The organism is Microcoleus vaginatus HSN003 (assembly GCF_022701255.1).
Lineage (GTDB): Bacteria > Cyanobacteriota > Cyanobacteriia > Cyanobacteriales > Microcoleaceae > Microcoleus > Microcoleus vaginatus_B.
Map to the genome: position 1 here is coordinate 1471586 of NZ_CP031705.1, position 23660 is coordinate 1495245.

Consider the following 23660-nt stretch of genomic DNA (forward strand, 5'->3'; position numbering starts at 1 on the left):
TCTATTAGCACTGAGGAAGTTAAGAAAATTACCAACAGGTTAAAAAGATTGGGTTTTATCTGCATCCCATTTTCATACCTGTTCCCTGACATGGATACCTGTGATACCAATTTCCTAAAGTAGTGCTACAGTTAGTAGGTGTCTGTGTTGTCAATTAGTACCCAAACATAAGAAAGAAAAATGTCAGGAGTTGCCAAGATTGAAATTCGGGAAACAGCAGCAGAATTGAAAGCTCTTCTGCGTCAAGAAAAAGATGCTCAACGCTATGAAAAACTGCAAGTTCTGTATTGGCTCAAAACTCAAACGGTAGAAAGTGTATTGTCGGCTGCTGTGCGATTAGGTAAACATCGTACCAGAATACAAAGATGGCTGTCTAGCTATCGCTCGGGGGGAATAGAAGAATTATTAATCCAGAAACCCCGTTCGGGAAGACCGAGAATAATGAATCCCGAAACCGTAGAGAAATTATCAAAGGAATTGCAACAACCCGAAGGATTCAGTAGCTATAAAGAAGTACATCAATGGTTGACAAGCTGCTGTGAAGTAAAACTAGCATATCGAACAGTACATCAGTGGGCAAGATATCGGCTCAAAAGCAAATTAAAAGTGCCGCGCCCAGTAAGTGAAAAGCAAAAACCAGGAGCACCAGAGGAATTTAAAAAAAACTGTCATCCTTAATCAAAGGCAGCCTGAGTCAGAGTGAGAGCTTTTTAAAGCAGTGGAAAAAAGTGCGATATTGGAGTGAAGATGAAAGCCGGATGGGCTTGCATACAATTAGGAGAAGAAAATTAACAGGTCGCGGAATAAAACCGCAAGGAAAAGTGCAATGGGATTTTACTTATTTATGGCTGTACGGGGCAGTGGAGCCACTAACAGGAGAGGGTTTTTTTTACGAGTTTACCCATCTGGATACAACGTGCTTCGAGAAATTCTTGGAGCTATTTGCCAATAAGTAGGGTTTGCTGAATAATCGATCGCAAACTAAGAACAGGAGCGATCGATATATTCAAGCAGAGTTAAATATAAGTTTTTTCTGGATCGAGTCCCCCCATCTATAATTGGGGATTATCTTCAACCCAAAAACAGGTGTTCTTTTTCCAAATAGACATAAAAACACACAAAAAAGCCGACGCCACCAGGTAGCAAGGTTCATTACCAAAAAACTAATTGCAATAACTGTACCAGATGTATTATCAAGTTTTGCCATCACTCGATTGAGACCGAATCTTCGTTTCCCTTGCCCAAACTTGCCCTCAATTGCATTTCTAATTCTCTCATCTTCCAACGCTTGCTTCTTTTTTGATTTACTCACATTTGCTGGGGGTCTTCCTAGAGGGGGCCCACTGAGCCTAATTCCTCTTTCTTTGCACCACGCTCGGTTTGATATTGTACGATAAATGCGATCTGCATGAACTGACTCTGGATAATATCCTGTAAATCTATAATAAGCTTCTACTTGTGCTTTTAAGTCCCCTGATTCGTTAAAGTTATCCCAGCTCATCCGGTCTAAAAATACATATCCTTCAAAACAACTGGCTGACAGTTTGGCTCCAAACTCTACGCTTTTCCCGGCTTTTCCTCTGACTATAGGACGAATATGGGGTTGACTTAAACTTACTATTCTATCCTCAATACTCTGTTTATCGTTGTCAAATAACCACTGTTGTTGGCGAGCGACTTCTGTGAGGACTAGCAAAGTTTTATATTGCTTTTTATTCAGACCTTCTATGGTCGCACCTAAATCGATTAGCTGTTCAATATGAGCTAGGTTTCTTTTGATGTACTGAAGTTGTTTTTTAATTGCCTGTCTTCTTTTGTTTCGGGTGGGTCGTCTTTGTTTGGCTACTGCTAAGTAATCTTTTCGGGCGAGATTACGGTAGGTTCTTGGTTTTTTATGGGTTTTTTCTTTGATTTGTTTATAGAGAATGTCTAGGATTTTTTCTGTATGAACTCTGGCTCCGTTTAATAGTCCTAAGTCGGTCGGATAACTAATATCGGCTGGGGCACAGGTTGCATCTACGATCAACTTACCGCGATTGGGTGACTCATTTTTGCCGTCCGAAGCCTTTTTTTTTTCTGGTTTGATTGGGGTGAGAGAGCGCATTTTTTCGACCATGCGTTCGTTGACTTTATTGATGAGGTTCGGACTGATTCGTTGCCGAAAGTGTACTAATAGAGATGGGTCAAATGCGAGTTCATTACTGTAGCTTGATTGACCGATAAAGTATTGCAGATAGGGGTTTTCGCGAATCTGTTCTACCGTTTCGCGAGCGCTAATTCCCAGTTTTTCTTTGATGATTAATGCTCCCAATGCCATCCGAAATGATTTGGCTGGTGCGCCCTTTTCTGTGGGGAAGTTTTGGGCATATTCTGCTTCAAACTCTGACCAGGGAATTAGTTCGGCCATTTTTACCCAACGGTTGTCTGATGACAACCTTCCTCCAAAGGGCAGTTCAAACTCGGATGGGGGACTTGAGGCAAGCTCAGCTTTTCTGTACACGCTCGCACTGGGTGATGCAAGGCTTTTGTACTATTTTACCTGTTTATCTTGCACACTTTCCTTGATCGGACGATCGCATAACCAAGCCGTGTAACCTTTCTGCACTTATCCAGCAAGCCCTAAGTATCCTCGGGATTTACATATCATACAAGTAGATAATGGAGGGTTTCATAACTCCTTAAATCTGAGCATACCCGAGAATGTTATTTTGCTATTTCAGCCAGCCTACAGTCCCGAAGTAACTCCAATAGAAAGACTGTGGGGGTATGTAAAAGAACAATTAAAATGGTTGAGATTTGAACACATAGAGGAGTTGAGAGCAGCGGTGCAAAAAGAGTTAAACAAGTTGACGAATGAAGTCATTGCTTCTTTGACGGGATGGCAATTCATTTTAGATGCCTTATCTGTAGCAGAGCTTTAGGAAATTGGTATGACTTCTTATTTATTAATACGAATCGATGTAAAATTCCGTATAAAGACGGGCTGGGTTTTCAAATGATTAACTTGCTTCTAACAATAGAAAAAACTAAGTCGTCTCTACTCCGCTCCGCTTTCAAGCGCGAACAAAGTATTGCCAATTAGCGGGGTGAATACATCGACGGCAAAGTCGAGCGGAATCCCATTCAAATCTATCACTTTTATTTCTCTACAATCAGCTCTGGCATGGCAATCAAGCAATTTAGCCCCGGGCTCCCCGGATTGATTCCTTCGCAGACTCAGGAGGGGAGTAATTCTCCCATCCAAAATCCAAAATCCAAAATCTAAAATCGGCTGACCATTTTTTCATGAATCATCTTCATCTGTGACAGTTCTTCCAGCAGTCCCTGCGGTAGAGGAATTTTCACAGCTTCCAGCATACTTTGAATCCGATGTCTCCAATCGTGACGGGCTAAACTCTCAACATAGTTGCGTTTGTATATAGAATTAAGCCTCACCTCGTCCTGTAAAAGTTCATTAATGAATTCAACACTTTTTTGCGGGTCATCGGGCAACTCAATAGTAGCATCTTCCCAATTCATCAACTCATCCATTAGATGTGTAGTTGGACGCTTCCCAACTACCGCACCGCCAGTCGCAGTACCATAAAACCAACGCAGTGTAATAAACGAGTAAGGAAACCGACGCATACCAGGATAGAGCGTGTCAAATGCCAAGGTGAGTTTGCTATGTCTGAGAATGTGGAATAGCAGCAGAGTATCTGGCTCGTCTCTACGCATTTCGTAAGGCAATTTCGGAAATTCCTCTGCTTTTCTGGGCGTAGATTTATAGTAAATTTGTTCGGAACCAGGTTGATTGAATTTATTGCAAAACACAGTGTCATAGTGTGAGGGTATCCGCCCGAAGCTTGTTAAATCTATTGAACGCTTGAGTTGACACGAACCCTGAGCGAGAACATCAGCAGCAAAAGGGATCAGCGATACTGGTATACCAAAACGTTGTTTCAGTTCATCTATAATTTCTGGAAGTGCAACGAATAAATGATCTAAATGATAGACATTTTTTGAATAAATTTCCGGTGCCCAAGAATCGAAAATATAAGCGATGACAACATCAAAACGCTCCCTCCACTTAGGTATACTTGAGAGTAGTTCCAGATCGCCTCCTGATAAACCAATAATCAGTAAAACATTGGGTTTGTCCGACAATTGAGATAAAAGTGGTAACTTATATAAACCTGTAGTAGACTTAACAGCTTTACGGACTATTCGATTGGCTAGGGGATAAAGTGTGGATGACCACTGGATTACATCGCGGGCCGATGGTACCAAAAGTTGTGCGTTGCAGGTTCGTACAACAATATTTTCTAATTCAAAAAGAGGGTCCCAGGATACAGTTGAGGATAAAGCCCGTGAAGAAAGTACAAAAATATTCATAACTGGATTTTAATTTTATTAAATTATCCCGCACATTATACCAAAGACGAGGGGATTAGGGTAAATTCAATCGTGCTGGACGCAACAATCCTATGGATAGGGGCAACCATGGGGGGATTGTCGCTACAAAACGCTATATGTAAAGGCTTTGCGTCCAGGACTGTTTAATTAAATTTGAAATGTCAATTCCCTTGAATCAACTTCCCAATTTACTTAGCTACTAGCTAGCAAATCTAGCCGATCGCACTTATGGCAGCACTTGCAGTGGGTGAATCTATCCCGTAATCAGGAAAAACAATAACACATCTATGGTCTCAATGTCAATATTGATGATTTTTTAACAATATGTATTTTGCCGCTGAGTCGCGATCGCGTGTAGAAAGAGCGGGTTGATAAATGCTAAAGTCCCTAGGATTTATGAACCTTTTCCTTCTTCGTCTTTCCCCTTCTTGAGACTAAACATTTAACCACTCAAGGAGTACCCTGGGCGCCGGCAACAAAATCATTAACAAAAGCCCGATCGCCATTAGCCCCAAAAAATCCCGCCGATCGTCCAATTCACTAACATCATTCAGCGCAGGTTCGTCGTTTAGTGGCGTGAAAAACAAAATAATTGCCCACAGCAGCAAACCCTGTTCCAAAAAAGAAAGCAGCAGCATACAAAGTCTAGCAACTTGCCCGATCGCCATACTCGCTCGCTGGCCGAACATCGCGTGTACGATGTGCCCGCCGTCGAGTTGTCCCACCGGCATCAAATTAAACGCCGTCACGATCAAACCCAAATAACCCGCCACCGCTACCGGATGCAAATTGATCGCAGTTTCCGCATTAAAAGCGCCGCCCAAGGTTAACTTGCTCAACAAAGTCATCAGCAGTGAAAAACTGGGTTTGAAAGAGTCAAAATTTAACATTCCCGACTTCTCAGACAGCGGTACAATAGTCGAATGATTCAAACCCCAAATTAATAATGGCACTGTCGCCACTAAACCCGCAAGGGGGCCGGCAATGCTAACATCAAATAAAGCTCGGCGGTGGGGAATAGGCCCCCGTATTTGAATGAAGGCGCCAAAAGTTCCCAAGAAAAAAGGAATGGGGATAAAATAAGGCAAAGTCGTGCGAATTTTGTAGAATCTGGCAGCTAAATAGTGGCCGGATTCGTGAATTGCTAAAATTGTAATTAGAGAAAGCGAGTAAGCCAAACCCTGGAGCAATATTGATGGGTTGGACTGCAAAGCTTGTTCAGTAACTCCAGCAAGTCGCGCCCCGACAAGCGTAGTCGTAAACACCGTGATCAGCAGCAAAGCTAATGCGAAAAAGGGCCGGGTTACAGGTTCGGTTTTGACAGGAGTTTCCCCTGGTTGGTGGCTGGGATTGGGAACTATAGCAAAAAAAGGTTGACCGCTCAAGCTGTTTTGAAATACTACTAAAAAGCGATCGCCAAAAAGCCTCTCCACATTCTCCCGAATTGTCTGATAAGCAGCCTCCGGGTTCGTCCGCAACTGTCCGCGACAAATTACAGCCTGCGGCCGAAATTCCAAATCTCGCAAAAAGTAAATTGACCAAGGAAAACAATCGCGCAAACTCGCTTCTTCTGCTGCATCGATCGGCCGCACGGGCGGTTTTGGCTTGGCAGGTTCAGTCGCTTCTTCTGCTAGCTGCTCAGCAGTTTCGGCGGTAATTTTCTTGCGCCCCAACTGTACCAAAAACCAATACAAAAAAGGGCAAACCAGAAAAGGTATAATTACCAACTCCGGCGGTACAGTTTTGCTGGTACCGTAAACTAACATCCAACCACTCCAAATCAGCGCCGGCGCCATCATTACCAGCCACAGCAGCCATATCGGAGTCCTGGTGATGCGGCTGGTGCCGTTCTGCAACAAGTAGTACGATATCAGCCCCAATACGAACAACCATAGTAAAAAGAACATAATATTTATCCCATTCCCTTCTGAAATACTTCCTTGAAACAACAGAGTTTAGTCTCCAAACAACCCAGGCCCGTGCTCGACAATATCCTTGCTTTCCCGCCTAACCGGGAAACTCTGGGTGCAACAGCCTATTTCATTGTAGAAAACCAAACTAACATCCTGGTGGATTGTCCCGCTTGGGATGAGATTAACCAAACATTTTTGCGGGAACACGGCGGCGTGCGACTGCTGTTTCTCACCCACCGTGGCGCTATCGCCAAGGCGCGGGAGATTCAGGAAGCCACGGGGTGCGAGATCCTGATTCAAGAGCAGGAAGCTTATTTACTGCCGGGTTTGAAGGTGACGGTTTTTGAGCGAGAATTTGTTGTGAGCGATCGAATGAAAGCATTTTGGACTCCTGGCCATTCTCCTGGTTCCTCTTGCCTTTATCATAGTGGCAGCGGTGGAGTGCTGTTTTCGGGTAGGCACTTGCTCCCCAACCGAGAAGCCGCCCCAGTACCGCTGTTGACGGCAAAAACTTTTCACTGGCCCCGGCAAATTAACAGCGTGAAATCAATTATCGATCGATTTTCGCCAGAAACTTTACAGTATATTTGTCCCGGTGCAAATACTGGTTTTTTGCGGGGAAAAGGATCGATGGATCGAGCTTTTGAGAAATTAGCCAATCTGGATTTAGCTGTTTGTTTGCAGTCAAAACCTGAACCCTAAATGTATTCTGCAACATCAAAAAATGATCTGACGCGCTAATTATAGCGGTAAGGTGCGCCTAGCGCACCCTACATTATTCTTCAGTCTCTCAGAGAGGAAGTTCGTTGGTGAAGTAGCGGTTTAACCGCCGATTCTTACATGGGAAAAAACTGTGGAAAAAACCGAAACCCAAAAAATGCTCGCCGGCGAATTGTATTTAGCTGCTGATGAGCAATTAATTTTAGATCGCCAGCGAGCCCGCCGCCTCGCCCGAATCTACAATTCTACCCGCGAAGACGAACCAGACAAACGGTTAGAAATTCTCGCAGAATTGTTCGGTGCAGTTGGCCCACAAGTTGAAATCGAGCCACCTTTCTACTGCGACTACGGCAGCAATATTTATGCTGGAAACGGATTGTACATGAATTTTGGTTGCGTGATTCTCGACTGCAATCGAGTTAATATTGGCGAAAATTTATTGTGCGGGCCCAACGTGCAAATTTACACCGCTTTTCACCCCACAGACCCGGAAATTAGACTTTCTGGCCGAGAACTCGCCGCTGAAATTAATATTGGCAATAATGTTTGGATGGGTGGCGGCAGTATTATTTGTCCAGGAGTGACTATTGGCGACAATAGCACGATCGGCGCGGGCAGTGTTGTTGTCAAAGATATTCCCGCAAACGTCGTGGCGGCAGGGAATCCTTGCCGCATCATCCGGCATCTACCTTGATGTGGTACGATCGACACAATCGTGCGATCGGCTCTTTGGAGCTTAAGCCAAAAATTTTAGGTATTAGAACAGCCGGTTTGAGATTTTTTAGGTAAAATCCCCGAAAAAAACGCTGGAAAAAATCTAAAATCTCAAATCTAAAATCGCTTAATTTCTCGTTCCCGGTTTCCACACTACCAAGCTTTTCTTATGACGACTGCAACAGTTTATCCCAACGCTCCTGATCTCTGCACCGACGACTACATAGCAGTCGGTGTAGCTACCTGCTTCATCAAAGAAGAAGGCGAAGTTTTTGAAGTGCAAGTAATCGAAGCTATTCCCTCAGCAGCTTTGGAAGCAATTTTGAAGGGAATTCCCACATCTTATTTAATGATTTGCGGGACGACTTTGGGAGCAGTGCTCGACGGCGAAACACCCAAAATGTTGCCAGAATTCCCTACCTCAGCTCAGTTTAGCGAAGAATTTGGCTTTCGGGCGATCGCCGCTGCACGCACTTACAAAATCCGCCCCCAAGCTCAACTTCACATTCCCTTGGGAACAGTTCGCAACGACTTTACTTATTCCTTAGAACGCAAAAGAGTGCTCAACTCCGAGCGCATCATTCGCACTGAAGACAATGTGAAACAGCACGAACACACTCACAAGGTTCTTTAAACAAATCGCGCAACTGGGGCAATTTAACAGTGCCTCAGCCAGCGGATGCACCGAAAATAGTTTCGAGTTTTGAGATGTAATATGAATTCCGGTTGCACTCCTCGATATGATTGTTGACTGTTGACTGTTGACTAAAATTATGCTGTCCGGCTAACTGACTGTTTGGATTTTTGAAAAATACCCATGCAACCGGAAACGATGTAAATTAAAGATTTAACAAGTTTTTAGTTCATTAATGAAGGAAAAACTTTTAATATTTCGTTATTAAGACAAACACCAAACATCTCAATGTAGGGTTCGCAGTGTTCACATCACCTAATTAACATAAATTATTAACGACTGTTAAGAAAAATCTTAAGTTGTTAATGAAAAGTTTTAATTCATCAAAAAAATGGTAGAATATTATTCCAGTTTAACAAGGTGAGCCGGCCGGCGGGAAAAAATTAAAAAATCCCACACTTATTGAAGGCTAGTAGTTTCAGACTACTGGCAGGCGGGCTAGTACATCGCAGGTGAGCTAAGGATTTCAATCTCACAAATTGGTCAAACCATGCGAAGCTTTGCGAAAGTAAAGTGGTGGAAATTAACTCGACTATTGCCAGCGGGATTAAAGGGCGAATACCATCTTGGGTACCAAACTGCGCTCTTAATTTTGGGGGGAACAGTTCTGGCAGCTAGCATCACTGGTTGTATCAGCTATCAAAGCGTTCAGCGCTTGATTATAACCAAAAGCCAGCGAAATGCTTTGTTAGAAGTTAGGGAGCGGGCCAACAAGATCGATCGCTGGCTCGACACTAGAAAGGCTGAGATCGAAATCCTCGCCAACACTCCTCCCGTTCGTTCAATGAATTGGTCAGTGGCAGAGCCTTATTTAAAATCGGAAGTAAATCGACTGCAAGAATTCCAGCACTTGGCATTAATTGATCCCGACGGTTCTTATTTCACCACAAAAGTGGGCAGAGCCTTGATTAATGTAAGCGATCGCCAACACTTTAAAAAGGCGATGGCTGGGGAAGTCTATGTTTCAGATCCTACCATTTCTCGCACGCTCAAAGGACAAAGTATTGTTCCCATTTCGGCTCCGGTGTGGTCAAATTCGGCAAATTCTATTGATAAAAAAGCACAAAAGCCGATCGGAGTAATGAACGGCGTCATTACCATCGACAGAATTGCCGAAGTAGTAGGAAAGCTGGAATATGGGGCAGGAACTTACGCTTTTGTTCTCAATTCTCAAGGAGTGCCGATTGTGCATCCCGACGCTGGATTAATCGGAAATATAGACAAATCGGCTCCTAGTCTTTTAGAGTCGGCAGATGCTAATTTGGCAAATGTAGCTCGGGAGATGGTTTATCAAAAAACGGGCATTGTGCTGACTCAAATCAACGGCGCCAGAGTTTATGTTGCCTATCTTCCTTTAGAACAAGCTGAATGGTCGATCGCCCTCGTAATTCCCCGTGACAATCTCGAACAAGAACTCCTTCCTTTCAAGATACTAGCAGTAGCCGCAGGCGTACTTGCCGCCGCAGCTATTTTCGCAGCAATTGTGGCGCTCAAGCTGTTTGCCCTAAATTGCATTCGCAGTCGCACAGAAGGCCTTCTCCACCGCTTGACCGGCCGGATTCGCGCTTGCTTGCACCTCGATCGCATCCTCCAAACTACAGTAGACGAACTCGGTACTTTACTGAAGCTCGATCGAGCAATTTTCGCATGGTACGATCCCCGACGAGATACTTTAGAATTTGCCTGGGAATATTGCCGGGAAGGTTTGCCGACGGGCTTGGGAATCTTTGGTGTTGCAGGAGGGCCCTCTGGAGATTTAGCTGCACGGCTTCACCGCTGCGAAACGATACTGCTACATAAAACAGCCGCCCCTGATGCCACAGCGTCTGAGGAACACGCCCATATCGAACTCACAAATAGTCACTACGCAGCAGTACCCGTACTGACTCAGACTAATCGGCTCGGATATCTGTTGGCCTGTGCAAATCGGCGGTTTGGGACTCCCGACGAGGTGGAAGTTTTGGAAGCAATTGCCGACTCGCTGGCGATCGCAATTTCTCAATCCCAACTCCACGGGCAAATTCAAGAAGAACTCAAACTTTTGGAAGAAGTATTAGCCAAACTCAGAAGAACCGAAGAGCATTTAGTACAAAGCGAAAAAATGACAATTGTCGGTCAACTAGCCGCCGAAGTTGCCCAGGAAATTAATAACCCGATTAACTTTATTTACGGTCGCCTGATTCACGTTAACGATTATATCAAAGATTTGCTCAATATAATTCGCCTCTATCGCGAACAATATCCCGAGCCTGTGCCGCGAATTGCCAAAGAAATAGAGGCCTGCGACCTAGATTTTATCAGCGAAGAGTTGCCGCAAATTCTCAACCTTTTGAAAATAGGAGCCGATGGCATTCGCCAAATAGTCCTGGCTTTGCGAAAATTTTCGCTTCCTGACGAACCCAACAAAGAACACGCCAACCTAAATGAAACCATCGACAATATTTTGCTGTTGCTAGCGAGTCGGCTGGAGCAAAAAATATTAGTAGTCAAGGAGTACCACAACCTGCCACCCATTTTGTGTTATCCCGGTCAACTGAGCCAGGTATTCGCGAGTCTCCTCACCAATGCTATTGATGCTCTTAAGAGTATGGAAAACTCCGCTCAAATTATTACAATTAAAACAGATATTGTCGAGGATTCTCCAGGCAGGTTTATTGCAGTATCGATCGCCCACAACGGCTCCCGAATTCCGCCGGAAATTCAACACAGAATATTTGACCAGTGTGGCCATACTAAATCATTTAAAAATTTTACAGGATGGGAGTTGTCGGTTTGCTATAAAATTATTGTAGAATTGCACGGTGGCCGCCTTACAGTTGAATCTCCAGTGCAATCTCAAATTAAATCTCAAACTGGGGGCGGTGCTGAGTTTATGGTAAAATTGCCGATCGTTTGATATCGCATCTTGCCACCAGGGAAACCCGTCGCAAATCTTGCCAGCAAGCTCTGCTAAAAGCTTAATTTGGCTTCGTACTCAAGACTTTAGCCCTCATAAAACAGAGCGCTGAAGTCCTCACTACAAACCTCATGATCATTTGTTAACCCAAATTGCTATGATAGGATTATATCGTTTCCGGTTGCATCGGAATAATAAAATCGAGTCAACAGTTAACACTCAACCATTCAGTTTTTCGACCCGCCCGTCAACAGTCAACAGTCAACAGTCAACAGTCAACAGTCAACAATTCCGGAGGAGTGCAACCGGAATTGAGATTAGGGAAATAATAAAGGTGCAACCACCGCAAACAACCAGCCTCCCATTACCAAGACTTCCGCAACAATTAATAAAATATTTTTGTTCATTTTCAAATTAAGCATTTTTACATTAAGAGCGATCGACCAAAGAGCGAATTTTCTTCCACCAAGCAGCCGGCGAATCTTCCGGGCGATATGCGGCATCAAACATCGACAAAATTAGCGGCAAACCCCCCACCTTCGCACTCATCAACAAGTGCATTGCCAGACACAACACCAATACCACCCAACCAGAAGCGTGTAAATAATACCAAACCCGCGTCAATTCCCCAGCCGGCAGCCATTCTTCCTTAACCATACTGCCAGAAGCGAGCGAAAAAGTCAGTGCCAGCAACATCAATGTATTCACAATCCGGTGCAAACTGTACCACCAAATCGGTTTTCCCAACTGCGTTAGTTGCCCAAAAGAATCCGGCTGCACCAAGCGTTTTTGACCTGCGTGGAAACTGTACAATGCAAAAGCCGGCATTATTCCTAACAGCAACATCTTGCCAAAAGTGCCGTGAATCCCGATAATATCTGCAATCTGAGGTACGGGGACTTTGCCAAACCGCCCATCGTAGGTGTTGTAAACCAGAAATGCGCTCAAAATTGCTAAAAGGGCGATCGCAGCGTTAACCCCATGCAGTAACCTGAGCAGCAATGGCTGGTACGGTCTAGATTGCGGCATAGTCAATTCTGCTACTTGATAAATAATCTTTTACAGAATACAGCTAAGCGCTGATATTTTCAACCCTCGCCACTTGTGAAATAAATTGGATTCAAAAATGAATAGATTATGATAAGAACGTAATTATATCAAAATTTAGTGTAAACTAAAACAGTCAAGAGGAACACTTTATTTATAACACCTAAGAGTTTACACAAATGGATGCAGCCACTACCATATTACTTTCCTTGGGACTAGCAGCAGATGCTTTTGCTGTGGCTGTTTCGAGCGGTTTAGCAATCAAACACATGAAGGTCAATAAAGCTTTAAAAATTGCCTTATTTTTCGGAGGTTTTCAAGCTTTAATGCCCGTAATAGGATGGTTAATCGGTCTTAGTTTTAGTTTTTTGATAACACCGATCGACCATTGGATCGCTTTTGGGCTTTTGAGTTTCATTGGCGGGAGAATGATTTATGAATCGCTGCAAAGTGAAGAATGCGAGAAAAAGTTCAATCCCTTAGATACGGGGACTTTGATAACGCTGTCGGTGGCGACGAGTATCGATGCCCTCGCAGTTGGCATCGGATTTGCTGTCCTGAAAGATTCTATCGCTCTTGCGGTGACTGCGATCGGATTTATTACTTTCTTTTTAGCCTTTGTAGGCGTGTTTATTGGGCACAAGTGCGGCAACTTGTTTGCTAATAAAATTGAGATATTGGGCGGAGCAATTTTGATTTTTATTGGCAGCAGAATCTTGTTTCTGCACTTGACAGAAATACCATTAGTTATCGGTCATTAGTTATTAGTCAGGAGTCATTAGTCGAACATTGACATCAGAGTCTCTGGTGACTTCAATTCCCAATTCCCAAAAAATGCTATAACAGCAATATTGTGTTAAAGGATAAAAATTCGGTGCTGAAACTTTACGGCGGAGCCCGCAGCAGGGCCTCAATTGTCAAGTGGTATCTAGAAGAAATAGGAGTTCCCTACGAATTCGTCATGCTGGATATGCAAGCAGGGGCACACTTGCAGCCAGAGTATCTCGAAATTAACCCGATCGCCAAAGTACCGGCAATTGTTGACGGAGATTTCAAACTTTGGGAATCCGGCGCAATTCTGTTGTATTTAGCTCAAAAACATGGTAAAATGCCCGATAATTTGGAGCAGCAAGCTCAAATCGTGCAGTGGGTCATCTTTGCTAACGCCACCCTCGGCCCGGGAATATTTGTCGAAGCAAGTCGCGATCGCGAAACTCCCAAGTTGTTAAAACCGTTAAATGAAATCTTCGAGAAACAGCCATTTTTAATGGGTGATGAATTTGGCGTCGCCGACGCAGCAGTCGGGTCAATGTTGGCCTACATTCCGATGATGCTAAAACTAGACCTTAGTGCTTATCCGGCTGTTGTAGATTACATCAAGCGGATCTCAGAAAGACCGGCTTTCAAAAGTGCGATCGGCGGTAGCTGAAGGCAGAAAGAACAACGAAACAAAACTTAATATCTAAAAGCAGGGGCAATTCAAAAATTGCCCCTGCTTTTTAATGAAATCAAACTTATCTAAATCCGACAGCCGCCTGCCAAACAAAAGCCAGCAGCAAGAAAAACACGGGAATGACCGGCAAAACATTAACCAAAGGCTCAAAAATCGAATAAGCTTCGGGCAGTTTTGCTAAGAGTAATGCAGCTTCCATGAATCAACCTACCTATCCAACACAATTTTCATAATTGTCGCATATCTTCACCCAAGGCAATCATGATTGATCGACTCTCGGTGCCAGCCAGTAGGCAAACTCTTCAGTAAATCGATCGGCAAAAATCGCCTCCCGCATCCTCCCAGTAAAGCGAATCAACTCCGTGACATTGTGAATCGCCAGCAAAGTATACCCCAGCACTTCGTTAGCCCGCGCCAAATGAGCCAAATAAGCCCGACTGAATTTTTGGCAGGTATAACAAGGACAAGACTCATCCAGCGGAGCAAAATCCTCCCGGAACCGAGCATTTTTCAAACTCCAGCGTTCCCCACCCACAAAAGCCGTCCCGTGGCGGGCCAGCCGAGTCGGAATCACGCAGTCAAACATATCTACACCACTCGCCACCGCCAGCGCCATTTCCCGATAAGTCCCAATCCCCATCAAATAACGCGGTTTATTTGCCGGCAACAGAGGCGCAGTCACCTTCACAATCTCTGCGATCAAATCCCCCGATTCCCCCACACTAACCCCGCCGATGGCGTAGCCTGGTAAATCTAAATCTACCAACTGGTTCGCCGCGCGCGATCGCAAATCGGGGAAAACGCCCCCCTGGACGATTCCAAACAAAGCTTGATCCGGGCGCGAGTGAGCTTGAATGCAGCGTTGCAGCCAGCGGTAAGTGCGATTTGTCGCCGCCTCCACCTCTTCCCGCGTAGCGGGGTAAGGGGGACACTCGTCAAAGGCCATAATCACATCAGCGCCCAACTCATTCTGAATTTCGATCGATCGTTCCGGCGTCAAATTAATCATGCGGCCATCGCGGGGAGAGCGAAAAGTCACCCCATTCTCAGAAATAGTCCGCATTTGGCTCAAGCTAAACACCTGAAAGCCGCCCGAATCCGTCAGCATCGGGCCCGGCCAAGCCATAAATTTGTGCAATCCACCGGCGCCTGCGACAATCGCTTCCCCCGGCTGCAAGTGCAAGTGATAAGTATTGGCCAAAACCATTTGAGAACCCGCCGCCTCAAGATGTGCCGGTGTCAAAGTTTTGACATTAGCTAGCGTCCCCACTGGCATAAATTTAGGTGTTTCCACAACACCGTGGGGAGTTGTAAAAACCCCTGCACGGGCTTGGGTATGGCTGCAATTAGCCTGACATTTAAAAGTAAATCTCGCGTTGTCTTCAGTCATTAGTCCCCGACGATCGTTAACCGCTACTCGGCCGTCCGTGTTATCTAATCTATTGTTGTTGACATCGCGACAAAAAACTCATGACCCCGCCCAAAAACGGATACAAGTTTCCCACAATCGTCGTGGAGGGCAAAAAATTTTAGACCTTAGTTCTAACTCCCAGATTCAATGCTGCAAGTAAATCTAAAATCTAAAATCTAAAATCTAAAATCGACTGACTGACGATTAAAAGGGGGAATCATCATCATCCAATTGCAGATCCCAGTTGCCTGAGAGTACCTGATCGACAACCGCATCCAAAGCCGCAGCATTTAAATTCCGGGCGACTTGCTCTTGCAAAGGATTGGAAAGGGGAATTAACCGCAACTGCCGTCCCTCTTGAATCAGGTCAAAATAAGCACCATCTTCAGGGGACTGTTTCAGTTCCAGGTAATCAAAACTATACACGTTCAAATAAAGCGCATGGTTGGCAATCAGGGTAGAACGGTGGGGGTTGGCGAAGACTTCGAGTACATAACCTTCCCCTTCGCTATAAATCTGGCCATCTTGTATGTGAAGGTAGCGGACACGTCCTAAATCAAACAGCAATCTTTTGATATCGCGTTTGTTGACGACAATCCCTGTATCGATGATGCAAGGAGCAACTACCCTGTTATTCAATTGATCGTGACTCATGGAGTAAAAGCCTCTGTTGTAGTATTTTCCCGTCTTGAACATCAGGGAGTTAGCTAGAATTCTTGGGAAGGGAAACGCGGATATTGAGTTTAGTCATTTTAGAGAGGGAGCTTTGGGATCGCTGCCGACAGACGTTTTCCGGGGAAAAGAGCGGGCGACAGGAGGGAGCAACGCTCGATCCAAAAAACTAGGGTGTTACAGTCCAATTCTGGCACACGCTAATCGATTGACAACTGCATACCAGATGAAAAATTTTCTATCTTATGGTGCATGATAAATGGGTTCGCTCTACGATCGACTTTTTCCGGAATCAAGGCGCTGCCATAGCAGCCGCAGTCGCTTTTTATACTTGTTTGCCGGTACCGGTGTCTTGGACTTTGGAGTTTCGGGGCATTGCCCGCTTGGCACCGGCGATCGGGCTTTTGATTGGCGGGATGGTGGGACTGGCTGATGTTGGGTTGCAGTTGTTGGGAATGCCTGCTCTGACTCGATCGGCCTTGGTGGTAGTCTTGGGCATCGCCGTGACTGGCGGGCTGCACCTAGACGGGGCAATGGACGCGGCGGACGGGCTGGCTGTACCCGACCCGGTACGCAGGCTGGAAGTCATGCGGGACAGCGTTACAGGAGCCTTTGGGGCGATGGCTGCGATCGCCATCGTGCTGCTGAAAACTGCCGCTCTCTCGGACTTGAATAACTATCGGTGGCTGGCTTTGATGGGCGTCGCCGGTTGGGGAAGGTGGGCCCAACTGGTGGCGATCGCCCGCTATCCCTATCTCCGGGCCGAGGGTAAGGGAGCTTTTCACAAGGAATCGATTTATTCTCCTTTTGATTTTATCCCAGGAGTGCTGTTGCTGCTTAGTTTGAGCGTGGTGCAAGTTGTCTTGGAGGGCGATCGGTGGCTGTTGGCGGTGGGGATGGCTTTGGGGGGAAGTGCGATCGGAATTTTTGCCGGAGCCTGGTTTAACCACCGTTTGGGCGGCCACACGGGCGATACTTACGGTGCTGTAGTCGAGTGGACGGAGGCTTTGTTGCTGTGTCTTTTGGCGGCTTTGGAAGGTTAAATTGTTTCTGAGTTAACGGCACCATTCTGCATCATCCAAACGAAAAAGCTGAGGATTTGCTCGACTGGGGGCAGAGGATAGACGGATAAGTCGATCGTCACAGTTTGGTTTTCGAGTTTGATAAATTGCCATTGAATGCCATTGCTCACGCTCCCATAGATGATGGGGATGTTTTTTTCTTTGGCTTGATTGAAGCGTTGAGCGGCAACCATTTCGGCAATACACTGACCCAATCCGCTTTTGAGGTCGGTCTTTTTAGCTTCGACAATTACAACGGCGGGGGCTTCAATTTCTAGCACTTCGGACGATCGCGTCAGCAGAAAATCAAACACTCCATTCAGTCCGACAGCTTCGTCGATGGTGAAGTCTTCGCCGGAGAAAAGGCTAATTTTGCGATCGAGAATCCGCCTCACTTCCAGCAGTACGGGATAGATGATTCCTTCCGATCGCGCTTTTTCACTTCCCGATGTGGCGACGATGGGGAGGCTATCTTTGAGGGTGCCGCTGAGGATGTCTGAGGGTGCGATCGGGTTTAGCGGAGGTATAAAGCGAGCTCCCTCTTGGACTGTCAGACCGAAAGCTTGTTTCGCTTTGGCGATCGTAGTAAATTGACTGTATGGCATAATTTTTTTAGTTCACCATTATAGGTTTTGTTTCGCTATTAATTACTGTAAATGAGATGAATCGGGGCTACAATTCTCCTCGAACGGCACAGTTGCTAGGCGAAGAGGGCATCGAGTTGAGTAAGGGATTCTTGGTCGGGTTGTCCAGTTTTGTCGAGTACATTGCGACTCGAAACTCTACCCAACAAAAACTTTACCGCACACCCCACACTACAATTTCCCGAGCGCTGCTCACAAGAGTTTGCCCATCCGAGCTGATGGCAACGGATTTAACCTCGTGTGAATGTCCTTCGAGAGTTCTAATCAATTCCCCGGTGTGCAGGCTCCAAACTTTGATAGTGTTGTCATAACTTCCACTCACAATAGTTTGCCCATCAGGGCTGATGGCGACGGAATTAACTGATCGTGAATGTCCTGCAAAAGTTCTGTTCAATACCCCGGTGTGCAGATTCCAGACTTTAATTGTTTTGTCGTAACCCCCACCCCCGCTGACAAGGGTTTGCCCATCCGGGCTAATGGCTATGGAACTAATTAAATCTGAATGTCCTGCAAGAGTTCTGATCGATTCCCCGGTTTCCATATTCCAAACTTCGATGGTGTTGTGGCAATCTCCACTAACGAAAGTTTGCCCGTCCGGGCTGATGGCAACGCAATTAACCCCCTGTGAATTTCCTACAAGGGTTTTGCTCAATTCCCCTGTGTGTAGATTCCATACTTTGATGGTGTCCCAACCGCCACTCACCAGAGTTAGCCCATTCGGAGTGATGGCAATAGAATTAACCTGGTGTGAATGTCCTTCAAGAGTTCTGATCAATTCTCCGGTATCCAGATTCCAGATTTTGATGGTTTTGTAACTCCCACTCGCAATAGTTAGCCCATCCGGGCTGATGGCTGCGGAATTAACTGCATCTGAATGTCCTTCAAGAGTTCTGATCGATTCCCCGGTGTGCAGACTCCAGATTTTGATAGTTTTGTCCCAACTCGCACTCACAAGAGTTCGCCCATCTGGGCTGATGGCAACGGAATTAACTACGTCTGAATGTTCTCCAAACGTTCCGATCAATTCCCGGGCTTGCAGATTCCATACTTTGATGGTTTGGTCCCCACTCCCACTCACAAGAGTTTGCCCATCTGTGCCGATCGTTACGGAATTAATTGAGCTTGAATGTCCTTCGAGAGTTCCGATCAATTCCCCGGTGTGCAGCTTCCAGATTTTGATAGTTTTGTCCCAACTCGCACTCACAAGAGTTTGCCCGTCCGGGCTGATGACGGCGCAATTAACGCTCATTGAATGTCCTGAAAGGGTTCTGGTTAATTCTCCCCTGTGCAGATTCCTGACTTTGATAGTACGGTCTCCACTCCCACTCACAAGAGTTTGCCCATCCGGGCTGATGGCAACGGAATAAACTGAGTTTGAAGGTTCTGCAAACGTTCTGATTAATTTCCCGGTGTGCAAATTCCAGACTTTGATAGTTTTGTCCACACTTGCACTCACCAAAGTTTGTCCATTCGGGCTGATGGCGACGGATGTAACCTCGTCTGAATGTCCTTCGAGAGTTCTGATCGATTCCCCTGTGTGCAGATTCCAGACTTTAATATTGTCCCCACTCCCACTCACAAGAGTTTGCCCATCTGTGCCGATCGCTACGGAATAATTTAAATCTCCTGCAAAAGTTCTGATTAATTCCCCAGTGTCCAGGTTCCAGATTTTAATATTGTCCCAACCCCCACTTACAAGAGTTTGCCCATCTGTGCCGATCGCTACGGAATAAACCACGTGTGAATGTCCTTCAAGATTTCTGATCAATTCCCCGGTATGCAGGCTCCAAACTTTGATAGTTTTGTCGTCACTTGCACTAACAATAGTTCGTCCATCAGGGCTGATAGCGACGGAATTAACCGAACTTGAATGCCAACCAAAATTACTTTGATACAAGGGCTCAAAAAGTCGCCAGGGATTGTATTCTTGTAAAATCTGTTTAACTCTCGGCTCTGCCCTTTCCCGCAATAGCCGATATGCAGCCCTTTGTACCTGTTCTGATTCATCCTGCAACGCTTGAATCACCAAATCTAAACCCGCTTCTCCATACTTAAGCGCCTCGGAAACAGCAGCAATTCGTTGCTCGATAACTGCACTCGCCAAGCGCCTCTTTACACCTTCGATACCTCCCAAAATAGCCGCGTTAGCTGGTGTTGAGGATTCACCACCAAGGACGGCATCATATTCTCTAGGCTGATTAGGATTTTGTGTCATAGCACTTTTACCTACTTACTCTACAAAAGTTGTCAGGGTGAAAAATTTTCACTTTTTCCCCACAAGGAACACCTCAAAATTTGCACTCTTTCAGTGGCCGATTGACTACTGGGTATGGTTTTTTTTCGCGTCAATTTTTTTTGGTAATTCACGACACATCATGCGCTTAGCTGACTGCTTCGTTGTAGCTCAAACGCCAATATTCACAATATTCTGACAACGTGCTATCAGGAAATTTTTCTCCCATCTGGGTCAATTCAGTTGTGCGCGAGTTTAACACAGTTTTGGGGCTTCCACCCTGTTTTTTAGGTTTGAGATGACCGAAAGCATCCAGGATACAAGCCCCCGAATTCATTCCTTCGCAGACTCAGGACGGAGAAATAAAACACCTGTATCCGATACACAAGCCCCCGAATTTATCCGTGGGGTCAATGCTTAAATCTAAAATCTAAAATCTAAAATCTAAAATCTAAAATCGATTGACCCGTTGTTTGTTTTGGTTTTAAGATTTTTTGAACAAACCCTTTACTCACATCAAATCTGGCGGCTAATTTCCTAATTGATATATCACCTTGTTCATAAATTTCAACTATTTTCTCACGAAACTCGATCGAATAAGGTTTCATTTTTTTCGCTTATCTACTAAATACAGGGTATTCTATACAGAGAATCTGCTGTATCAAATGCGAAAAGTGTACATCGGGATTTATGGTTGGGGGAGGGCGGGTTTTAGAGATTGTCAATGATTGGCAAATATTCTATGTGAAACCCGCCCCTAGCAAATCACTTTTACAAAACTCGCAACGTGCTAGCAATACTATCGACTGCTTCCAGCGCGCGAATTTCATCGAGTGCTTGTTGAAAATTCCCTTCCCTAACATCGTGAGTCACGACGACAATTTCTGCTAAATCGCCGTGAATTCCCGTCTGCACAACCGATTCTAAACTAACTTTGTGGTTGCCGAAACAAGTGCCGAGTTTGCCAATTACCCCCGGAGTATCGCGCGTCAGAAAACGGGCGTAAAAGCGAGTAACAAGTTCCTGCATCGGAGCAATTTTGCAGTAGTGTTGGTGACTGCAACTCAGCAAAGGATGAGGAGTCGGAACAGCTTGGCTTTTCAGGATGGCTGCCACATTTATAATGTCGGATACTACGGCGCTAGCTGTCGGCCCCGCACCGGCGCCGCGACCGTACAGCATCAATTGCCCGATCGGCTCTCCTTCGACTAAAATTGCATTGTAAACCCCGTTGACATTGGCTAGCGGATGAGTTTTCGGCACAAAACTAGGATGCACTCGAATTGACAGCAGTTCGCTTTCTCCCTCCGCTTGCTTACCATTGTCGCCGGAGGTTTCTTGAGCAATAGCCAACAATTTAATCACAAATCCCAGCTTGTCGGCGTAGTCAATATCAGCCGCACTAACTTTTCTGATACCTTCGCAGTGAACATCGGCTAATTTGATGCGTCCGCCAAAAGCTAGCGAGGCTAAAATAGCAATTTTATCGGCAGCATCTAATCCATCTACATCTGCTGTGGGGTCAGCTTCAGCATAACCTAATTGCTGAGCTTCGGCGAGCACTTCGGCAAAGTCTGCGCCTTCTGTTTGCATCCGCGTCAGGATGTAATTAGTTGTGCCGTTGACAATGCCGGTGACAGTTTGAATGCGGTTTGCACCTAAAGATTGTTTGAGGCTTTGAATGACTGGAATGCCGCCGCCGACAGCAGCTTCTAGCATTACGTAAACGCCTTTTTTGTTGGCGGCCTCGAAGATTTCATTCCCGTAGCGGGCGATAACTGCTTTGTTGGCAGTGACGACGTGCTTGCCGCTGGCAATAGCTTGCAGAATGAGCGATCGCGCCGGTTCCAATCCGCCAATCAATTCTACTACAATATCAATTTCCGGGTCAGTTGCGATCGCTTCTAGGTCAGTTGTCAGCACATTTTCTGGCAATTGTAAAGACCGAGTTCGAGAAATATCGCGCACTCCCACCCGATAGATTTCCAATTCCTGCAACAGCGGATGGCGGCCATCTGGGGAGAGCAAAATCTCTGCTGTTCCCGCGCCAACTGTACCCAAACCTAACAAACCAATTTTGAAAGCCACGACTTTGACCCGTAGAAACTCAATTAAGCCACAACCATTGTAGGCTATTCCCGTACCGGAGCAATCAAAATAGTATTGTAGGGTACGCATTCGGTACCTTATATCAATTCCGGTTGCACTCCTTATGGTTGTTGACTGTTGACTGTTGACTGTTGACTGTTGACGGGCGGGTCGAAAAACTGAATGGTTGAGTGTTAACTGTTGACTCGATTTTATTATTCCGATGCAAGCGGAAACGATATTACAAGTCGGAGACAATTGCCCTAAAAACAATTGTAGGGCGAGCCAAGCCCACCCTACAAATCAGATTAAATCAGGTAACACATTAATAAGTTTCAACGTGCCAACGGTGCTCTTTCTTCAACTGTTTCTGATAGCCAGCCCATTCAACACCGTACTTGCTAGACGCCGCAGACATTCCTTCATCAATTCCGCCTTCCATACCCTTCAAACCACAGATATAAGTGTGAGTATTCGGCTTTTGAACTAATTCCCACAATTGGTCTGCGTTCTCTTGAATCCGGTTTTGAATGTACATCTTGCCGCCGTCAGCATTCTTTTGCTCGCGGCTGATGGCATAAGTCAAGCGGAAATTATCGGGGAACTCGCGCTGCAATTGCTCCAACTCTTCCTTATAGAGAATGTTGGGAGTGTAAGCAACTCCCAAGAAGAGCCAAGCTAAACCTCTGAATTTGTAATCGGGATTGTTTTCTTTAAACATCCGCCACAAGTAAGCGCGGAAGGGAGCAATACCCGTACCGGTAGCCATCATAATAATGGTGGCTTCTTCGTCGTCGGGCAACAGCATTTCCTTGCCTACGGGGCCGGTGATTTTGACATCATCCCCCGGTTGCAAACCGGTGAGAAAAGTCGAACAAACGCCGAACACTTGTTCGCCAGTTTCTGGGCTTTTGTACTCCAGCCGACGGACGCACAGGGAGATTGTTTTGTCGTCGAGGTGGTCGCCGTGACGGGTGGAGGCGATCGAGTACAGCCGAATTTTGTGAGGTTTGCCGTTTTTATCTGTGCCATCGGGAATAATCCCGATACTTTGACCTTCGAGATAGTGCAAATTGCCTCCAGAAAGGTCAAAGGTGACGTGGCGGACTGTGCCTTCGCCGCCTTCTCTGACTAATTCTTCTGTAGAAATGCACTTACCAATATAGGGATTGGCCGGCTTGTAGAGGTTAACAGGAACCTGAACTTTTTCCTTGGCTTGAGTCATGGGCTTAGTTTTTTCTCCAGATTTCTGACTCTGTAGCCCTGCTTCTGGTGCGACTTTGCCATTTGTTTCGGGAGCGCTGTTTGAGGGGCGGATGCTGACAATTCTTCCACCCATGCGAGCAATCCTACGCATTTCCTGATTCATGCGATCGTAGGGCACGGAGATAAATACGCTGCCGCTACGGCGAATCGGGTTACTTGTTTGGTCAGTTGCTTGGCTCTGACGCATACCCTCCACTTCGTAAACAAAGATGCGGCTGCCTGATTCTGAGTTGGCCGCTCCACCAGATAAGCTTGGGCTGTACATTGGTTGATTTTCCTTCACGATACAGAGTTATAAAGAAAGAGAATGTGACGTTAGACTCAATTTACTTTTTTCTTAAGGCCATCGGGACTAATTGGCCTCGCCAATTTTTGGGCCTCGCCACGCCGGCGGGAAGGTTGAAGTTGCGATCGCTCGCGTATCCAATTCCCTACTAGCCGAACGCCGCGCTC

General features: G+C 45.7%; 22 protein-coding genes. 9 read left to right on the plus strand and 13 right to left on the minus strand.

Going from position 1 to position 23660, the window contains the following annotated elements:
• The first annotated feature begins 180 nt into the window (after nt 1-180).
• Nucleotides 181-678 (plus strand): helix-turn-helix domain-containing protein, encoded by a 498-nt coding sequence (locus tag D0A37_RS06190; RefSeq protein ID WP_242722335.1) that lies wholly within the window; start codon nt 181-183, stop codon nt 676-678.
• 328 nt (nt 679-1006) lie between these two features.
• On the opposite strand, the gene D0A37_RS06195 is transcribed toward D0A37_RS06190, so the two are convergent.
• Complete coding sequence (locus D0A37_RS06195) at nt 1007-2500, minus strand: IS5 family transposase (protein WP_242717340.1); 1494 nt, start codon at nt 2498-2500, stop codon at nt 1007-1009.
• A 190-nt stretch (nt 2501-2690) separates the two neighbouring features.
• Between D0A37_RS06195 and D0A37_RS06200 the strand changes: the two genes are divergently transcribed.
• Nucleotides 2691-2921: a hypothetical protein gene (locus D0A37_RS06200; RefSeq protein WP_242725385.1), complete on the plus strand. Its 231-nt coding sequence runs from the start codon at nt 2691-2693 to the stop codon at nt 2919-2921.
• A gap of 340 nt (nt 2922-3261) precedes the next feature.
• On the opposite strand, the gene D0A37_RS06205 is transcribed toward D0A37_RS06200, so the two are convergent.
• On the minus strand, nt 3262-4374 hold the full coding sequence (locus D0A37_RS06205) for a glycosyltransferase (protein WP_242722338.1): 1113 nt from the start codon (nt 4372-4374) through the stop codon (nt 3262-3264).
• A gap of 455 nt (nt 4375-4829) precedes the next feature.
• Entirely contained in the window at nt 4830-6302 is a 1473-nt protein-coding gene (locus tag D0A37_RS06210) for a site-2 protease family protein (protein WP_242722340.1), read from the minus strand.
• A gap of 33 nt (nt 6303-6335) precedes the next feature.
• Between D0A37_RS06210 and D0A37_RS06215 the strand changes: the two genes are divergently transcribed.
• The 4 genes from D0A37_RS06215 to D0A37_RS06230 all read left to right on the plus strand — a co-directional run bounded on the left by D0A37_RS06215 (nt 6336) and on the right by D0A37_RS06230 (nt 11332).
• On the plus strand, nt 6336-7010 hold the full coding sequence (locus D0A37_RS06215) for an MBL fold metallo-hydrolase (protein ID WP_242722344.1): 675 nt from the start codon (nt 6336-6338) through the stop codon (nt 7008-7010).
• A gap of 151 nt (nt 7011-7161) precedes the next feature.
• The gene (locus D0A37_RS06220) at nt 7162-7722 is read left to right on the plus strand and encodes a sugar O-acetyltransferase (RefSeq protein ID WP_242722347.1); all 561 of its coding nucleotides are present in this window, start codon (nt 7162-7164) and stop codon (nt 7720-7722) included.
• Nucleotides 7723-7911: 189 nt separating this feature from the next.
• Complete coding sequence (locus tag D0A37_RS06225) at nt 7912-8376, plus strand: hypothetical protein (protein ID WP_242722350.1); 465 nt, start codon at nt 7912-7914, stop codon at nt 8374-8376.
• Between the two features lie 550 nt (nt 8377-8926).
• Entirely contained in the window at nt 8927-11332 is a 2406-nt protein-coding gene (locus D0A37_RS06230; RefSeq protein ID WP_242722353.1) for a cache domain-containing protein, read from the plus strand.
• Between the two features lie 429 nt (nt 11333-11761).
• Here D0A37_RS06230 and D0A37_RS06235 read toward each other — a convergent pair whose 3' ends face one another.
• A complete protein-coding gene (locus tag D0A37_RS06235) occupies nt 11762-12361 on the minus strand; it encodes a cytochrome b/b6 domain-containing protein (protein WP_242722355.1) in 600 nt (199 codons plus the stop codon).
• A 197-nt stretch (nt 12362-12558) separates the two neighbouring features.
• Here D0A37_RS06235 and D0A37_RS06240 point away from each other — a divergent pair, with 197 nt between their 5' ends.
• Nucleotides 12559-13140, plus strand: a complete 582-nt coding sequence (locus tag D0A37_RS06240; RefSeq protein ID WP_242722358.1) for a manganese efflux pump MntP — start codon at nt 12559-12561, stop codon at nt 13138-13140.
• Between the two features lie 113 nt (nt 13141-13253).
• Nucleotides 13254-13808 (plus strand): glutathione S-transferase family protein, encoded by a 555-nt coding sequence (locus D0A37_RS06245; RefSeq protein ID WP_242725387.1) that lies wholly within the window; start codon nt 13254-13256, stop codon nt 13806-13808.
• Between the two features lie 85 nt (nt 13809-13893).
• On the opposite strand, the gene D0A37_RS06250 is transcribed toward D0A37_RS06245, so the two are convergent.
• From D0A37_RS06250 to D0A37_RS06260, 3 genes are all read right to left on the minus strand, one after another.
• Nucleotides 13894-14031: a photosystem II reaction center protein K gene (locus D0A37_RS06250; RefSeq protein WP_006634808.1), complete on the minus strand. Its 138-nt coding sequence runs from the start codon at nt 14029-14031 to the stop codon at nt 13894-13896.
• Between the two features lie 60 nt (nt 14032-14091).
• Nucleotides 14092-15222 carry a tRNA guanosine(34) transglycosylase Tgt gene (gene tgt, locus D0A37_RS06255; protein WP_242722361.1) on the minus strand — a complete coding sequence of 377 codons (1131 nt, stop codon included), beginning with the start codon at nt 15220-15222 and terminating at the stop codon, nt 14092-14094.
• Nucleotides 15223-15447: 225 nt separating this feature from the next.
• A complete protein-coding gene (locus D0A37_RS06260) occupies nt 15448-15897 on the minus strand; it encodes a hypothetical protein (protein ID WP_242722364.1) in 450 nt (149 codons plus the stop codon).
• Nucleotides 15898-16160: 263 nt separating this feature from the next.
• Here D0A37_RS06260 and cobS point away from each other — a divergent pair, with 263 nt between their 5' ends.
• The gene (cobS, locus tag D0A37_RS06265) at nt 16161-16958 is read left to right on the plus strand and encodes an adenosylcobinamide-GDP ribazoletransferase (RefSeq protein WP_242722367.1); all 798 of its coding nucleotides are present in this window, start codon (nt 16161-16163) and stop codon (nt 16956-16958) included.
• Here cobS and D0A37_RS06270 read toward each other — a convergent pair.
• From D0A37_RS06270 to cpcD/petH, 6 genes are all read right to left on the minus strand, one after another.
• A complete protein-coding gene (locus tag D0A37_RS06270; protein ID WP_242722370.1) occupies nt 16955-17581 on the minus strand; it encodes a hypothetical protein in 627 nt (208 codons plus the stop codon). The two genes, cobS and D0A37_RS06270, sit on opposite strands and share 4 nt — an antisense overlap.
• Nucleotides 17582-17774: 193 nt before the next feature.
• The gene (locus tag D0A37_RS06275) at nt 17775-19835 is read right to left on the minus strand and encodes a WD40 repeat domain-containing protein (RefSeq protein WP_242722373.1); all 2061 of its coding nucleotides are present in this window, start codon (nt 19833-19835) and stop codon (nt 17775-17777) included.
• Nucleotides 19836-20001: 166 nt separating this feature from the next.
• Entirely contained in the window at nt 20002-20190 is a 189-nt protein-coding gene (locus D0A37_RS06280; RefSeq protein WP_242722375.1) for a hypothetical protein, read from the minus strand.
• 100 nt (nt 20191-20290) lie between these two features.
• Nucleotides 20291-20461: a helix-turn-helix domain-containing protein gene (locus D0A37_RS06285; protein ID WP_242722377.1), complete on the minus strand. Its 171-nt coding sequence runs from the start codon at nt 20459-20461 to the stop codon at nt 20291-20293.
• A 163-nt stretch (nt 20462-20624) separates the two neighbouring features.
• The gene (locus tag D0A37_RS06290; RefSeq protein WP_242725389.1) at nt 20625-21941 is read right to left on the minus strand and encodes a homoserine dehydrogenase; all 1317 of its coding nucleotides are present in this window, start codon (nt 21939-21941) and stop codon (nt 20625-20627) included.
• A gap of 325 nt (nt 21942-22266) precedes the next feature.
• Nucleotides 22267-23472 (minus strand): bifunctional rod-capping linker CpcD/ferredoxin--NADP reductase PetH, encoded by a 1206-nt coding sequence (cpcD/petH, locus tag D0A37_RS06295; protein ID WP_242722379.1) that lies wholly within the window; start codon nt 23470-23472, stop codon nt 22267-22269.
• Nucleotides 23473-23660: the final 188 nt, after the last annotated feature.